Below are 14,221 nucleotides of genomic sequence, written 5' to 3'. Positions count from 1 at the left end.
ACAGATAGCACTATTTGTATCGATAGATTATTGAATGATGAGTTTATTGTAGTTCGGCTTGAAATTATGGAAGTGGTATGAGTCCTTGACGAATTAAAGTTGAATATTCGTGACTATTTAAGTTCGTTTGATTTTCCATTTTGGGATTAATGTGAGCATGTTCATACCATTGTTGGATGGTCCACTGGTGACTGAATGCATGAAGATCATAAAGATAATTAGGTAAATATCCAGATAAAAGTAATCTATAATCAGATGGATATTGGTTTTGGCTAATGGCTTGTGCCATGTCAAATACGATGGTGGTACAGTTACTGGTCAATGTATTGTACCACTTTGGTTTTGTTTGTAAGTCTTTGGCTGTTAATAAATATTGTTCAAATAATGCACGTATTTCTGTTTTAGGCATATTGATTGGGAAAAAGTAGACTTGTTCCTTACGAATATTACTTCGAGTAAAAATAATATCTTTTTCATCTGCTGCAATGAGGCTTAATTCAAATTTTCTAAAAAAACCGCCTAATGCTGAAAATGATTCGCCTTTTTCTTTGCGAATTTCTATTGAAAATGTAATGGGCGAACTATTTTCAAAGTCAAAACTGACCAGCGTATGTGCAATTTGAGGACCCATCCAATAGGATGTGATGACATTCACACCCGTAATTTTACTTAAATCGACAGTCCGTGTTTCCCACTTTTCGTCATAGTCACTTTCGGTGCGCCAATTAAAATTTCGTACATTATATAAAGTGACTAAACTTCCATGCTGTTTATAGGTGAGGACATGGGAAACATCAGGTTCCCATTCACGGTCTTGCCGTGCTTCGATATTAAAATACCAAATGAGACTGCATACAAAAGCAAGACTATAGATTAGGCAGCTTTTATTAGAACTAAGAAAATGTTGGGTGAGATAAGTACATATGCATATAATTGAAAAGATCACCCACAGCGCGATAAACAGAATAGTTAAGCTATCGTTGATAGGTTGTTGAAACCATATAGCTAAGCATGCCCAAATAGAAGAGCAAACAACAAAAAAAACGAAAAGAAAAGGCTGAAGCTTTTTCCCCAATAAACGTATTTTAGCTGTTAATTTCTGCTTCACTGGCGCCATTATTAGCCTATGCCTATTGTCTTTTATTTTGTATAGGTTGCGAATTCAAACGCAATTCCTGTTTTTTCATCAACCTGTTGTTCAGATGCAACCTTTTTAAATGTATTTGGAATTTGAGGATAATAAGCATCTCCTTGGACATCAAGTTCTACGTGAGTGAGTTCAAGTCGATCTGCAATATCAAGGGTTTGCTTGAAGATTTCGCCACCACCAATAATAAAAATTGAAGTTGGTTTTTCGGATATCTCTACATCTACAATCGCTTGATTTAATGCATCTTCTATACTATATGCAACTTTAGTACCTTCAAATGTCCAGTTGGAATCACGTGTAATGACCCAATTGACACGTTTAGGTAAAGTTCTACCCATAGATTCAAGTGTTTTACGTCCCATAATGACCACACCGCCTTGGGTAATTTCTTTAAAATGTTTGAGGTCAGCAGAAATATGCCAGGGTAAATCATTCGCTTTACCAATACAGTGTTGTTGATCCATCGCAACAACGTGCACAACTTCTAAATTTTGAAAGGTCATAAAAAACTCAAATTACTTATTTTTGCATATTTAATTTTACTCATCTCTTGCTTATTTGAAAGGAGATGAGCAAAACGCTTTAAAATTAAATTGCTACAGGGGCTTTAATAGCAGGATGAGATTCATAATTTACAATTTCAATATCTTCAAATTTAAAAGCGAAAATATCTTTGACCTCTGGGTTTAATTTTAATTGGCAAAGTGATAATGGATTGCGTGTCAATTGTAGCTGTGCTTGTTCAAAATGATTGGCATATAAGTGTGTATCACCACCCGTCCAAACAAAATCTCCAACTTCTAAATTGCAAACTTGAGCGATCATATGTGTTAATAATGCATAGCTGGCAATATTAAATGGCACACCGAGAAATACATCTGCACTACGTTGATAGAGCTGACATGATAATTTTCCATTTTGTACAAAGAATTGGAATAATGTGTGACAAGGAGGGAGTGCAACTTGCCCAGCTTCTTGAGGATTCCAACCCGATACAATGAGTCGACGTGAGTTGGGATTGGTTTTAATTTCATTAATCAGCCATTGAATTTGATCAAAACCATCTTGTTCATATAAACCATTTTCTTTTTTAGTCGCACCAAAGTTTCGCCATTGATGTCCATAAACGGGTCCAAGTTCACCTTCAGGACGACCAAAACGAGCAGTTTGTTCAGCCGTTGCCCATTCATCCCAAATAGTGACTTTATTGTCTTGAAGGTATTTTACATTTGTGTCACCTTTTAAAAACCATAAAAGTTCGACTACAATTGAGCGAAAATGTACTTTTTTAGTGGTTAAAATTGGAAAACCTTTGGATAGGTCAAAACGCATTTGATGACCAAATACAGACCGAGTACCAGTTCCCGTACGGTCACCTTTATCTCCGCCGTGATCAAGAATGTGTTGTAAAAGGTCTAAATACGCTTTCATAAATATCCTATTATTTTTCCATATCGCAAATTGATTTTTCTATCAATGTGGGAAATGAAGTAAATTAACTAATGACGATGAGTTTATACCAAACTGACGTTATATTTAAGTGAAAGGCAAGGAAAAGTTATGGGGGAAATACAGCATCGTATCTTAAAAACATTGTATTATTTAATATAAAACAAAGTTTTATGTTTTTGTTTTGTAGGCATTATCATTTGCTTTGACTAAAAATAAATTAGTCTTTGTTCAATGCATTGTGAGAAAGGAAATTTTAAATATTAACTTATTCTATAAAGTTACTTATTTTATAAAAATGATAAATTAGATTTATATGATATTGGCGGTATAATGAATCAATGAAATAGAAATTACCCAGTCCAGTGGAGCAAATCGACATGGCAGGCGAAACCCAAAAAGCAAAAACATTGTATGATAAATTATGGGATGACCATTTAGTAAAACAACGAGATGATGGTTCTGCATTACTTTATATTGATCGTCATTTATTACATGAAGTGACTTCACCACAAGCCTTTGAAGGATTACAACTTGCGGGTCGCAAGCCTTGGCGCTTAAGTGCAAATATAGCCACACCTGATCATAACGTACCGACGTCTAAAAATGAACGTGCACAGGGTGTTGCAGGTATTGAAGATGATGTATCTCGTATCCAAGTACAAACTTTAGATGATAATTGTAAAACATTTAATGTTGTACAGTTTGATATTAATGATATTCGTCAAGGTATTGCACATGTTGTCGGGCCTGAGCAAGGCTTAACATTACCAGGTATGACAGTGGTTTGTGGTGATTCTCATACCGCGACACATGGTGCTTTTGGTTGTTTAGCGCATGGTATTGGTACGTCTGAAGTTGAACATGTATTGGCAACACAATGCTTAGTACAAAAGAAAATGAAAAACATGTTGGTACGTGTCGATGGTCAATTAGGTCAAGGCGTAACCCCTAAAGATGTTGTTTTAGCAATTATTGGTAAAATTGGAACCGCAGGGGGAACAGGTCACGCCATTGAGTTTGGCGGTCAGGTATTCCGTGATATGTCAATTGAAGGTCGTATGACTGTATGTAATATGGCAATTGAAGGCGGTGCACGTGTAGGAATGGTTGCTGTTGATGATAAGACCATTGAGTATGTTAAAAATCGCCCATATGCACCAACTGGCGAGCAGTGGGATGCTGCAGTAGCGTATTGGAATACTTTGCATTCAGATGATGATGCACATTTTGATACGGTTGTTGTATTACAAGGTGAAGAAATTGAGCCACAAGTTTCTTGGGGAACTTCGCCAGAAATGGTGATTCCAGTGTCTCAAGCTGTTCCAACATTAGAACAAGCAAAAGATGATGTACAACGTAATGATTGGACGCGTGCGTATCATTATATGGGTTTAACGGGCGGTCAAGCATTGGCTGATATTCAATTAGACCGTGTATTTATTGGTTCGTGCACAAACTCTCGTATTGAAGATATTCGTGCTGCTGCTGAAATTGCCAAAGGCAAAAAAGTAGCAAGTACCATTAAACAAGCAATGGTGGTTCCTGGTTCTGGTTTAGTCAAAGCACAAGCTGAAGCTGAAGGTTTGGATAAGGTTTTGATTGACGCAGGTTTTGAATGGCGTGAACCTGGTTGTTCAATGTGTTTAGCAATGAATGCTGATAAATTACAACCTGGTGAGCATTGTGCATCAACCTCAAATCGTAATTTTGAAGGGCGACAAGGTAATGGTGGACGTACGCATTTAGTTAGTCCAGCGATGGCTGCTGCTGCTGCAATTGCAGGTCATTTTGTTGACGTACGTTCATTTTAATGGGAGCAAGAAGATGAAAAAATATACCACTGAACAAGGTATCGTTGCGCCATTAGATCGTGCCAATGTGGATACAGATTTAATTATTCCAAAACAATTTTTGAAATCGATTAAGCGTACAGGTTTTGGTGATAACTTATTTGATGAATTGCGTTATTTAGATGAAGGTTATCCTGGTCAAGATAATTCTATTCGACCTAAAAATCCTGACTTTGTTTTAAATCAAGAGCGTTATCAAGGTGCGACAGTACTAATTTCACGTGCGAATTTCGGTTGTGGATCTAGTCGTGAACATGCGCCATGGGCATTAAGTGAGTATGGTTTTCGCACAGTAATTGCACCAAGTTATGCTGATATTTTCTTTAATAATAGTTTTAAAAATGGCATGTTACCTGTCATTTTATCTGAAGAAATTGTGGATCAACTATTTAAAGAATGTACTGAGACTGAGGGTTATCAATTAACCATTGATCTTGAGGCTCAGGAAGTCAAAACACCTTCTGGTGAGCGGTTTAAATTTGAAGTTGATCCATTTCGTAAACATTGTCTATTAAATGGTTTTGATGATATTGGATTAACTTTGGAAGTTGCAGAAGATATTCATGCTTTTGAAGAACGAACCAAGCAAACTCGTCCTTGGGTATTTAGTGAAATAAAAGCATAAGTTCTGCACGATTCAGTCATAGATATACGACTAATCTCCTGATAATATCAAAGCATAATAATATTGATTGCTCTGTAAAGTCTAAGGTTGGGCTGCTCCATGACTAAATCTGTGTATAAAATCGGGATTTTTAGTCTGGTTGTATCTGTATTGACGGGTTGTCAAGTATGGGATACAGCCCGAATTAAAAATGTAAAAGAAACTGAAAGCACTCAACAGAATGCTTTAGTTTTTTGTACAGGAACTGAGACTTGTGAATTTGAGCGTTTAGATTTAATCAAAATTGTTGATGAAAATCGGCATCAGATTGGTCACGAAGCAATTGAACAAGGCGTTGTTCGATTAAAAGGGACTTCATTAAATAAGCCAAATACACTATATCTTTCGGTTTCTCCTCAACAACATGAAATTGTTATTCGCTTTTATCCAATTTCTAAAGAACGCGCAGAAAAGCTGTTTGTCATTCATAAGTTTGAAGCCAAACGAAATTATACCTTTAAAATGTATCGCAACCGTGGAGTGGGTACAGGCTCATTATTAAATGTGTCAGCGCCAGAACCATTATGTGTCGATTTAATAGAAGGTCAAAAGACAATACGTCGTTTTTGCAAACCCTATAATGTCCTCAATGGTTTGGGTGAGTTTGTGGAAATGAAACTTAACAAACGTCAGTAATGTTACTGATTTAAAAATGGAAAAATTCATGTCTAAGCATATTTTGATTTTACCTGGTGATGGTATTGGCCCTGAAATTATTAAAGCAGCGGAACAAGTGCTAACACGAGTAAACGAAAAATTTAATTTAGGCTTGACGTGGGAACATGGCTTATTAGGTGGCGCAGCAATTGATACACATGGTGAGCCGTATCCTGCAGTGACTGCCGCTCAAGCACAAAAGGCAGATGCAATATTATTGGGCGCAGTTGGTGGTCCTAAATGGGATTCCATTGAGCGTTCAATTCGACCAGAGCGTGGTTTGTTAAAAATTCGTAGTGAACTAAATTTATTCGCTAATTTACGCCCTGCAATCCTTTACCCTCAGTTGGCAGATGCATCTAGTTTGAAACCAGAAGTAGTCGCTGGCTTAGATATTCTCATTGTACGTGAACTCACTGGGGGGATTTATTTTGGTCAACCACGTGGTATTCGTGAACTTGAGAATGGTGAAAAGCAAGGCTTTAATACAGATGTTTATGCTGAATCTGAAATTAAACGTATTGCAAAAGTTGCATTTGAATTGGCAAGCTTACGTGGCTCTAAGGTGTGTTCAGTGGATAAAGCCAATGTCTTAGAAGTGACAGAGCTTTGGAAACAAACGGTCACTGCACTAAAAGAAGAACAATATCCGAATATTCAGTTATCACATATGTATGTCGATAATGCAGCAATGCAATTGGTGCGTGCGCCAAAACAATTTGATGTGATTGTTACGGGTAATTTGTTTGGCGACATTTTATCGGATGAAGCAGCAATGCTTACAGGTTCTATTGGCATGTTACCTTCTGCATCTTTAGATGAAAATGGTAAAGGAATGTATGAGCCATGTCATGGTTCAGCACCAGATATTGCAGGGCAGAATATAGCAAACCCATTAGCAACAATTCTTTCGGTTGCCATGATGCTCCGTTATACATTCCGTGAAGAAGTTGCTGCAAAAACAATTGAAGATGCAGTTGGTATTGTACTTGATCAAGGTTTACGTACAGCAGATATTTTCTCTACAGACTTAACTCGAGTTGGTACGATTGAAATGGGACAAGCGGTTGTCGCTGCATTGAACTAAAAATACTTCACGCTAGACTGGAAAACGCAGCAATTATGCTGCGTTTTTTAATTTTGTTTGAAAAGATCAGTTCATGTATAAAATTCAATATAATAATATTACCGTAATATAATATGAAGAGGGCTAAAATGAAAAAATGGTCAATGATTTGTTTGTTGGGTTTATGGACGACAATGAGTTATGCGGGTAGTTGTGAAAACCCAAGAAATACATATGATGATATTTATTGTACAAATAAAGTTTTTGAAAGTGCTGATCGTGATTTAAATAAGAGTTATGGCGAACTTCGAAAGTATCTCAATAGTGAACAAAAAACGATATTGAAACGCTCCCAAATTGCATGGATTAAGTCACGTGACGAAAGTTGTTCTAGCGAAGAGCGAGGTACAGTCTACGTAAATTGTAATACGCAGAAGACAATTGAGCGTAATTTTTGGTTAGGTGAGCGTATCCGCGAATGTAAAACAATCGGATGTAAAACGAACAGTCTAAGATAGTAATGAGCAGAAAAGCCACTTATTTAGTGGCTTTTGCTTACTAACACTTAGCGTGCACGATAAGTAATACGACCTTTAGTCAAGTCATAAGGTGTCATTTCTACTTTTACACTATCGCCTGTTAAAATACGAATATAGTGTTTACGCATTTTACCAGAAATGTGTGCAATAACTTCGTGACCGTTTTCTAAACGTACACGGAACATAGTATTAGGAAGCGTTTCGGTGACAACGCCTTCGAACTCGATGAGTTCCTCTTTATTGGCCATAGCCTACCTGAGTATCAAATTGGAAAGGCGCAAATTATAGTCAATTTTTTTGTAAATTACAAGATTAGAGGGCTTCTCTAATGATCATCTGTCAGTCAAATAGGCAGATTTAAGCGTTAAATAATTTAAACAAATAAATGATGTATTTTGTTGTCAGTTCGGTCAATCGCAGTTAATCTAAATTTGGAATATAAATTCAATTGCGCAAGGAAGGTTTTGAGTGGGTCAGCTAACAGATGCATCCGTTGTTTTACGACTTGGTTATCAAGCTATTCGACGTTCAGGCTTGCCGACAGAAGAAATTCTAACTAAAGCAGGCGTTGCCTTGACTCAAGTTGAAACCAATGATCGAACTCCATTGAGTGCACAATACGCATTTTGGATTGCTGCCGAAGAAGTGAGTAAAGACCCAGATATTGGCCTGCATTTAGGTGAGTATTTACCTCTTTTTAGAGGACAGGTCATCGAGCATTTATTTGTATCTTCTGAAAACTTTGGTGAAGGATTAAAAAGAGCGCTAGCATATCAACGTTTAATTAGTGATGCTTTTTCAGCTAAATTGGTGATTGAAGATGATCGTTGCTATTTAACAAATGGTCTTCAACATGCATCAGAAAATATTGTGAATCGACATTTTTCTGAATGTGCAATGTCCGGCATTATTCGTTTTTTTAAGTTTATTACAGAAGGTCATTTTCAACCGCTTTATATTGATTTTAATTTTAATATAGGTGCGCCAGATGAAGAATATCTTCGTATTTATGAATGTCCAGTGAGTTTAGGGCAAAAAGAAACGCGCTTATATTTCGAGCCTGCAATTTTAGAACACCCACTTTGGCAAGCTGAACCAGAGTTATTGCATTTGCACGAACAATTGGCATTAGAGAAGCTCCAAGAGCTTGCTCGCTATGATTTGGTCGGAGAGGTGCGTCGAGCAATTGGAGCAACGCTAGAGAGCGGAGAAACGACTCTTGATACAGTTGCATCACAGTTGAATATCACACCTAGGCGTCTGAGAACACAATTGAGTGAAGCACATACGAGCTTTCAACAAATTCTATCAGACTATCGTTGTCGATTAGCCAAACGATTACTTGCCAGTACCACAGAAAGTGTAGAACGAGTCGTATATTTAACTGGATTTTCTGAACCAAGTACCTTTTATCGTGCATTCAGACGTTGGACAAATGAAACACCAGTCGAATATAGAAAAAGAAAACAGCGCTAAGATGATTCTTTTAAATATTTCTATTTAATTCATCAACGTTGTCATTATGATGAAAAGATAATTACTCCGGCATGTTCAACCAATGTGGGCCAAGTGGTACTTGTGGTAAATTAAAGTGCTCTGGATAGTGTGCTTGAATAAAATATAAACCATCTGGTGGGGCAGTGATTCCTGCAGCTTTTCGGTCTTCGGCTGCAAAAATTTTGTCAATATGATCAATTTCATACATTCCTTGACCAATTTCAAGTAAGCATCCCACAATATTCCTCACCATATGGTGTAAAAAGCCATCTGCTTGAATATCTAAAACCAAATAACAACCATGTTGAATTAATCGACAATGACTCACATGACGCACAGGCTGATTCGACTGGCATGCAGCAGCTCGGAAACTTTCAAAATTATGTGTTCCTTCAAATTTTTGTGCTGCAGCAATCATTTTATCGATATCGAGCGGATAGAAGGCATGTGTCACTTGCTTATGTAAAAGCGCTGGGCGTTGAGGGTTACTATAAATTACATAGCGATAACGTCGTGCTTGGGCTTTAAAGCGAGCATGAAACTCCGAGCTTGTTTCTTTGATCCATTGAATTGAAATGTCTTTAGGTAGTGTACTATTCGATCCCATTAGCCATCCTCGTATAGGACGAACGGCATGTGTGTCGAAATGAGCGACCATATTGGTTGCATGGACTCCTGCATCTGTTCGACCTGCACCATGTAAAATAATAGGTTCATCTGCAATTTTTGAGAGAACTCTTTCAATGGTTTCTTGCACGCTTGGCACGCCATGTTGTTGAGTTTGCCAACCTTTATAGCGAATACCACAGAACTCAATGCCGACTGCAAAACGTTGCATATTCACCTCAAATTAAAAATCACTGCCCCAATGTGTATGCCATTGGTCTATAGCATCGTATTTTAAATACATTTTAAGGGTTTTTGCATAAAGATCAGCATGACTTTTGGTATTACTGACTAAAATTTTTGCGGTCTGTACCCAATCACTAATCGCATATCGCTGATCGATTTCTCCAAAAGGCACTTGTGTGGTGAGAATGACGGCACAATTCTTAGCTTGTAAACTGTGTATTATTGAAAGTATTTCGGAATTAATTGCAAGATTCCCGATACCAAAGCCTTGAAGAATTAAACAGTGTGGAGGTGCTTCTAATATATTTTTTAAATTCAACGAGAGTAAGTATTGTTCAATGGGTTGCATCATCCAGTTGACACAGTTAAATTGTGCAGCTTTTTCAATATGTATGTTTTCAATGAGAAATGCGTTTGAAGCTTGTTGGATATCTTGTGATACAGAAATGCCATGAAAAGCATTTAAATCTGTTGTATGTATTTTTAAGGCTGTTTGTGCGTGAATAAGTTGATAATGAAATGCGAGATAAACTCCAGCAGAACACTGATTAATCGCATTGAGTGCAAAATTTAAATTTTCTAAAGCATCTGTGAATTCACGAGTATCCCCTCCAGTTACTGTGAGTAAAGGATATTGGCTGCCTGTTAAAATAACATGGGCAGATTTTGCCATAAATTGAGCAAGTACAGCACTTGCATAGCTGAGAGTATCTGTACCATGAATAATCACAAAGTGTTGAAAACCATCGCGTTGTAATACTTGCAAATATTGAACGAGTTTTAGCCAGTCTTTGGCGGTACAGGCACTACTATCTTTAATTACAGGTGCGATAAAACATTCAATATTTAGGTGAAGAGGTAAAACTTTTTTGAGCTGTGGAATAAATGCTTCTGCGGGCATTGGGCTTAAAGAATCACCAATACATCCGAATGTTCCTCCCATATAAATGAGTCCAATTTTTTTCATGATTGCGCTTATCCTTAAAATCATTCGATAATGGTTAAATCATAGATCTAAAAAAGTTAAGAAGCGATTTTTTTTAAAATTTGATCAGCGCGTAAACGCTGTTCAGTTGTATATATTTTTTCGAATTCTGTCAGTAATTCCCTGACTTTATCATAAGTGCCTAATTCGATATATTTTTCAGCAAGTTCAAAATTCAAAGTAATTTCATCTGTTTGAATGTCATCAGCATCAGGGGGGGGAATGATGGGGTGCGTGGAAGTAGAAAGAAATACCTCAAGATGATCCATTGTTTCTTCTGGGGTATCAAAATTTATTGAATATTCATCTAAATTGACAGTCGTCTCTGATGTTGTTGGTTGATGTACTGAATTTGTGGGTCGGTTGATAGCATGTGAAGATTGTTGGGGGGTAAACTCAATGGTATCTACATGATTGAGATGCTCTTGGAGTTTACTCTTTACTTGATTTAAAATTTCTTCTTGGTCTAATGTACGTAGCAGTTGAAGTAACTGATCACTTGCAAATGTATCATTTTTAAAGATATAAATGTCTAATAGAAGAAGATAGAGCTCATGCTGCGATTTATCTTGTTTGAGGGCATGATGAATTTGTGCTTCAGCAGCAAAAAAATTGCGATCATTAATTAATGCAGTAATATTTTGATAAATTTCACGTGTAGATGATCGATTATTTTCTTGTTTTAGTGTTTTGTATGTACGATTAAATTTACGTGATTTTAAATGGTTTTTTTTAAATTTGATGAAATAGATTAAAACCATGGTTAATATCAGAATAAGTAGAAAAATATACTTCAACATAGTGGCATTCACTCCGAGATTTTATGATGGCTTTTTTTTGTTTAGCAAATTAACTCGATTTTAAAAATTACGAATCTCATTCATTCATTTAATTTTTTGCAGAGCTGTCATGTTGAATATGTCTCTTGTGTCAACATTTGAAAATGATAAGAAGCATTTCGAGTCATTAAATTAAGTTGAGATAAATGCCCTGAATATTTGATTTCACTTTTTAAGTAGTTTTTAATATTTTTTTGTGCAAGTACATTATTTTCAGTAGTTTTTATATTTTGATATGACGTATTAATCGCCAAAATAGCACCTTTTTTAAGTTTATGAATATCTCCATGAATGAACGCATGTTGATTATCCACTTTAATTTGGGTCATGATTTTATGAATCGAGTGATTTTTTTTCGTTAAGATTTGAGATGCTATTTTCCACAGAGAGTCATTTTTTTGAACCGTATATTGTACTGTTGTGTGGGTTAAAGGGCTTTCTACATTGAGATGTGTCAAAGAAGTTTGTATGTGACTGGAAATAGAAGGATTACTCGTGAGTAGGTCAAAAGGATCGATGATTGGCTCAATATACGGTACTGTCGAAATATTATTTAAGGTAGGTGGTGGATTATTCGAGATTTTCAATGAGCGTTCAGTTGTTAATTGAGTTAAGAGCATTTGATTTTGTAACTGAGAAATGCGTGGTATGGTTTGTTGGTCTTTAGATGAAGAGAATTTGAGTGGTTGAGATGGATTTCTATTTCCTATCGCTAGAATTTTTATCTGATTTGTCTTTGGTTCTGTAGGTTCTCTTTGTAACTCACTGTTGAGTACGGGTGGGAGAGCCTTTGAAATAACTAAACTTTGTTCTGGAAAATGTACAGATGCTATTTCATGATTAGAGGTGGTTGAGAGTTCATTATTTTGATTTGATCTCGGTAGATTTAGGGCAATGTCTTGTTCATTAATCACAAACATCGGAGAGAGTAGTTTTTCCTGATTAGACTGAGTAAGTTGATTCTTGTTTTCAAGAGAATACTTTGATAGAGCGAGTAAGAGGTGTTGTAAGCGTATATTTGAGCCCTCTTTAATTTTAATGACGATGTTAAGATGAGAAGATGTCATCGGTTTAGAAGAGGTGATGGTAATCACACCAGTGCCATCATTAAGTTTGCGTACAAAAAAATTTAAATCATTGAGTGGAGCATGTTGTATTCCAATAAATTGTAAATCTTCAGGTTGGGCTAGACTGACATTAATGGGCATATTGATATTGGCTTGTTGGAAATTAATTTCCGCATACAAAAGCTCTCCTATGGAAGAATGTAATTGTATTGGCTCTATAGAGATAGAGTGCGAGTGCTGTGTACAGATTACAGTCATGATTGCAAAGTAAAGTTTATTATATAATTTCATTTTACTTTTTCTCTGAATTTTAAATTATTATTAATCTAGAGAGTATCTTTTTGTTAGTTATTTGTAAATATATTGTAATTAATCAAAATAAAAAAAACCGATCAAATTTGATCGGTTTTAATTTTAAAAATAAGGACTAGCTATTTTTAAATTCAATCAGAATGCGTAACATGCGACGTAAAGGTTCTGCTGCACCCCATAATAACTGGTCACCTACGGTAAATGCACCTAAGTACTCTTTACCCATGTTTAACTTACGTAAACGACCAACAGGAACCGTTAATGTACCAGTGACTGCAACAGGTGTTAAATCAGTCATTGATGCTTCACGTGTATTTGGAATTACTTTTGCCCATGGATTTGCATTTCTAAGCAAATCTTCAATCTCATCAAGCGGTATATCTTTTTTCAATTTCAAGGTTAATGCTTGAGAGTGGCAACGCATTGCACCAATACGGACACAATGCCCATCAATAGGTACAATTTGCTGATTACCTAAGATTTTATTGGTTTCAACTTGACCTTTCCATTCTTCTTTAGACTGACCACTGTCCAATTGTTTATCAATATAAGGAATTAAAGAGCCTGCTAAAGGAACACCAAAGTTTGCAGAAGGAAAGCCTTCGCTACGCTGTAATGCAGCAATTTGAGCATCAATATCTAAGATCGGAGATTTAGGATCATCAAGTAAATCTTTGGTATTGTTATATAAATAACCCATTCCATTGATGAGTTCACGCATATTCTGCGCGCCAGCGCCAGACGCTGCTTGATAGGTCATCGATGTTGCCCATTCCACTAAATTATTTTGGAATAAACCACCTAAGCCCATCAGCATGAGTGAAACTGTACAGTTACCGCCAACGTATGTTTTAGTACCTTTGACTAAGCCATCTTTGATCACATTCATGTTGACTGGATCAAGTACAATGATTGCTTCATCATCCATACGTAATGTAGATGCTGCATCAATCCAGTAACCATTCCAATTTTCAGCTTTTAACTTAGGAAAAACATCAGATGTGTAATCGCCACCTTGACAGGTAATAATGACATCCATTTGCTTCAGACTGGTAATGTCTGTTGCATCCATAAGTGCTGGGGCAGTTTTACCGCCAAATACAGGAGATTCACCGCCTGCATTACTGGTAGAAAAATAAAATGGCTCAAAGTGAGCAAAATCATTTTCTTCAACCATTCGTTGCATAAGGACGGAACCGACCATCCCGCGCCAACCGACCAGACCTACTTTCATGTCATTTTGCCTCGGTGCGTAAAATAAAAAGGGGACTTGAGTGTATCAAAAGGGTAA

15 protein-coding genes are annotated in these 14,221 nt (G+C 36.5%); 6 read left to right on the top strand and 9 right to left on the bottom strand.

All coding sequences use genetic code 11. From position 1 onward, the window contains the following. Window positions 1–64: 64 nt before the first annotated feature. The 3 genes from B9T31_RS10950 to thyA all read right to left on the bottom strand — a co-directional run bounded on the left by B9T31_RS10950 (window position 65) and on the right by thyA (window position 2,581). Window positions 65–1,117, bottom strand: coding sequence for a DUF4105 domain-containing protein (locus tag B9T31_RS10950; RefSeq protein ID WP_086181999.1), 1,053 nt, complete (start codon window positions 1,115–1,117; stop codon window positions 65–67). Between the two features lie 23 nt (window positions 1,118–1,140). Next, entirely contained in the window at window positions 1,141–1,653 is a 513-nt protein-coding gene (locus B9T31_RS10945; RefSeq protein WP_086181998.1) for a dihydrofolate reductase, read from the bottom strand. Between the two features lie 85 nt (window positions 1,654–1,738). Further along, on the bottom strand, window positions 1,739–2,581 hold the full coding sequence (gene thyA / locus B9T31_RS10940; protein WP_086181997.1) for a thymidylate synthase: 843 nt from the start codon (window positions 2,579–2,581) through the stop codon (window positions 1,739–1,741). Window positions 2,582–2,979: 398 nt separating this feature from the next. Here thyA and leuC point away from each other — a divergent pair, with 398 nt between their 5' ends. The 5 genes from leuC to B9T31_RS10915 all read left to right on the top strand — a co-directional run bounded on the left by leuC (window position 2,980) and on the right by B9T31_RS10915 (window position 7,357). Continuing rightward, window positions 2,980–4,413, top strand: a complete 1,434-nt coding sequence (gene leuC, locus B9T31_RS10935) for a 3-isopropylmalate dehydratase large subunit (protein WP_086181996.1) — start codon at window positions 2,980–2,982, stop codon at window positions 4,411–4,413. A gap of 13 nt (window positions 4,414–4,426) precedes the next feature. Next, window positions 4,427–5,077, top strand: coding sequence for a 3-isopropylmalate dehydratase small subunit (leuD, locus tag B9T31_RS10930; protein WP_086181995.1), 651 nt, complete (start codon window positions 4,427–4,429; stop codon window positions 5,075–5,077). A gap of 99 nt (window positions 5,078–5,176) precedes the next feature. Further along, window positions 5,177–5,752, top strand: coding sequence for a hypothetical protein (locus B9T31_RS10925; RefSeq protein WP_086181994.1), 576 nt, complete (start codon window positions 5,177–5,179; stop codon window positions 5,750–5,752). A 28-nt stretch (window positions 5,753–5,780) separates the two neighbouring features. Beyond that, a complete protein-coding gene (gene leuB / locus B9T31_RS10920; protein WP_086181993.1) occupies window positions 5,781–6,860 on the top strand; it encodes a 3-isopropylmalate dehydrogenase in 1,080 nt (359 codons plus the stop codon). A gap of 128 nt (window positions 6,861–6,988) precedes the next feature. Then, window positions 6,989–7,357, top strand: coding sequence for a lysozyme inhibitor LprI family protein (locus B9T31_RS10915; RefSeq protein ID WP_086181992.1), 369 nt, complete (start codon window positions 6,989–6,991; stop codon window positions 7,355–7,357). 47 nt (window positions 7,358–7,404) lie between these two features. Here B9T31_RS10915 and infA read toward each other — a convergent pair whose 3' ends face one another. Continuing rightward, window positions 7,405–7,626 (bottom strand): translation initiation factor IF-1, encoded by a 222-nt coding sequence (gene infA, locus B9T31_RS10910; RefSeq protein WP_001284370.1) that lies wholly within the window; start codon window positions 7,624–7,626, stop codon window positions 7,405–7,407. 220 nt (window positions 7,627–7,846) lie between these two features. Here infA and B9T31_RS10905 point away from each other — a divergent pair, with 220 nt between their 5' ends. Continuing rightward, window positions 7,847–8,854, top strand: a complete 1,008-nt coding sequence (locus tag B9T31_RS10905) for an AraC family transcriptional regulator (protein WP_086181991.1) — start codon at window positions 7,847–7,849, stop codon at window positions 8,852–8,854. Window positions 8,855–8,915: 61 nt separating this feature from the next. Here B9T31_RS10905 and truA read toward each other — a convergent pair whose 3' ends face one another. The 5 genes from truA to asd form a co-directional block, all read right to left on the bottom strand. After that, entirely contained in the window at window positions 8,916–9,713 is a 798-nt protein-coding gene (gene truA, locus B9T31_RS10900) for a tRNA pseudouridine(38-40) synthase TruA (protein WP_086181990.1), read from the bottom strand. 12 nt (window positions 9,714–9,725) lie between these two features. Continuing rightward, window positions 9,726–10,694, bottom strand: a complete 969-nt coding sequence (locus tag B9T31_RS10895) for an asparaginase domain-containing protein (RefSeq protein ID WP_086181989.1) — start codon at window positions 10,692–10,694, stop codon at window positions 9,726–9,728. 56 nt (window positions 10,695–10,750) lie between these two features. Continuing rightward, window positions 10,751–11,512, bottom strand: a complete 762-nt coding sequence (locus tag B9T31_RS10890; RefSeq protein ID WP_139840919.1) for a hypothetical protein — start codon at window positions 11,510–11,512, stop codon at window positions 10,751–10,753. Window positions 11,513–11,619: 107 nt separating this feature from the next. Next, a complete protein-coding gene (locus B9T31_RS10885; RefSeq protein WP_139840918.1) occupies window positions 11,620–12,909 on the bottom strand; it encodes a FimV family protein in 1,290 nt (429 codons plus the stop codon). 136 nt (window positions 12,910–13,045) lie between these two features. Beyond that, window positions 13,046–14,164 (bottom strand): aspartate-semialdehyde dehydrogenase, encoded by a 1,119-nt coding sequence (asd, locus tag B9T31_RS10880; RefSeq protein WP_086181986.1) that lies wholly within the window; start codon window positions 14,162–14,164, stop codon window positions 13,046–13,048. Between the last annotated feature and the right edge of the window lie 57 nt (window positions 14,165–14,221).

Source organism: Acinetobacter sp. ANC 4558 (assembly GCF_002135375.1).
Classification (GTDB): domain Bacteria; phylum Pseudomonadota; class Gammaproteobacteria; order Pseudomonadales; family Moraxellaceae; genus Acinetobacter.
The sequence above is the reverse complement of the archived record's forward strand: the minus strand, read 5'-3'. Positions and strand labels throughout refer to the sequence as shown.

Excerpts from the sequence above, each read along its gene's own strand:
- infA (WP_001284370.1), bottom strand. The coding sequence starts at position 7,626 with ATGGCCAATAAAGAGGAACTCATCGAGTTCGAAGGCGTTGTCACCGAA.
- leuB (WP_086181993.1), top strand. The coding sequence starts at position 5,781 with ATGTCTAAGCATATTTTGATTTTACCTGGTGATGGTATTGGCCCTGAA.
- B9T31_RS10890 (WP_139840919.1), bottom strand. The coding sequence starts at position 11,512 with ATGTTGAAGTATATTTTTCTACTTATTCTGATATTAACCATGGTTTTA.
- B9T31_RS10885 (WP_139840918.1), bottom strand. The coding sequence starts at position 12,909 with ATGAAATTATATAATAAACTTTACTTTGCAATCATGACTGTAATCTGT.
- B9T31_RS10950 (WP_086181999.1), bottom strand. The coding sequence starts at position 1,117 with ATGGCGCCAGTGAAGCAGAAATTAACAGCTAAAATACGTTTATTGGGG.
- leuD (WP_086181995.1), top strand. The coding sequence starts at position 4,427 with ATGAAAAAATATACCACTGAACAAGGTATCGTTGCGCCATTAGATCGT.
- truA (WP_086181990.1), bottom strand. The coding sequence starts at position 9,713 with ATGCAACGTTTTGCAGTCGGCATTGAGTTCTGTGGTATTCGCTATAAA.
- B9T31_RS10915 (WP_086181992.1), top strand. The coding sequence starts at position 6,989 with ATGAAAAAATGGTCAATGATTTGTTTGTTGGGTTTATGGACGACAATG.
- leuC (WP_086181996.1), top strand. The coding sequence starts at position 2,980 with ATGGCAGGCGAAACCCAAAAAGCAAAAACATTGTATGATAAATTATGG.
- B9T31_RS10945 (WP_086181998.1), bottom strand. The coding sequence starts at position 1,653 with ATGACCTTTCAAAATTTAGAAGTTGTGCACGTTGTTGCGATGGATCAA.
- thyA (WP_086181997.1), bottom strand. The coding sequence starts at position 2,581 with ATGAAAGCGTATTTAGACCTTTTACAACACATTCTTGATCACGGCGGA.
- B9T31_RS10895 (WP_086181989.1), bottom strand. The coding sequence starts at position 10,694 with ATGAAAAAAATTGGACTCATTTATATGGGAGGAACATTCGGATGTATT.
- B9T31_RS10925 (WP_086181994.1), top strand. The coding sequence starts at position 5,177 with ATGACTAAATCTGTGTATAAAATCGGGATTTTTAGTCTGGTTGTATCT.
- asd (WP_086181986.1), bottom strand. The coding sequence starts at position 14,164 with ATGAAAGTAGGTCTGGTCGGTTGGCGCGGGATGGTCGGTTCCGTCCTT.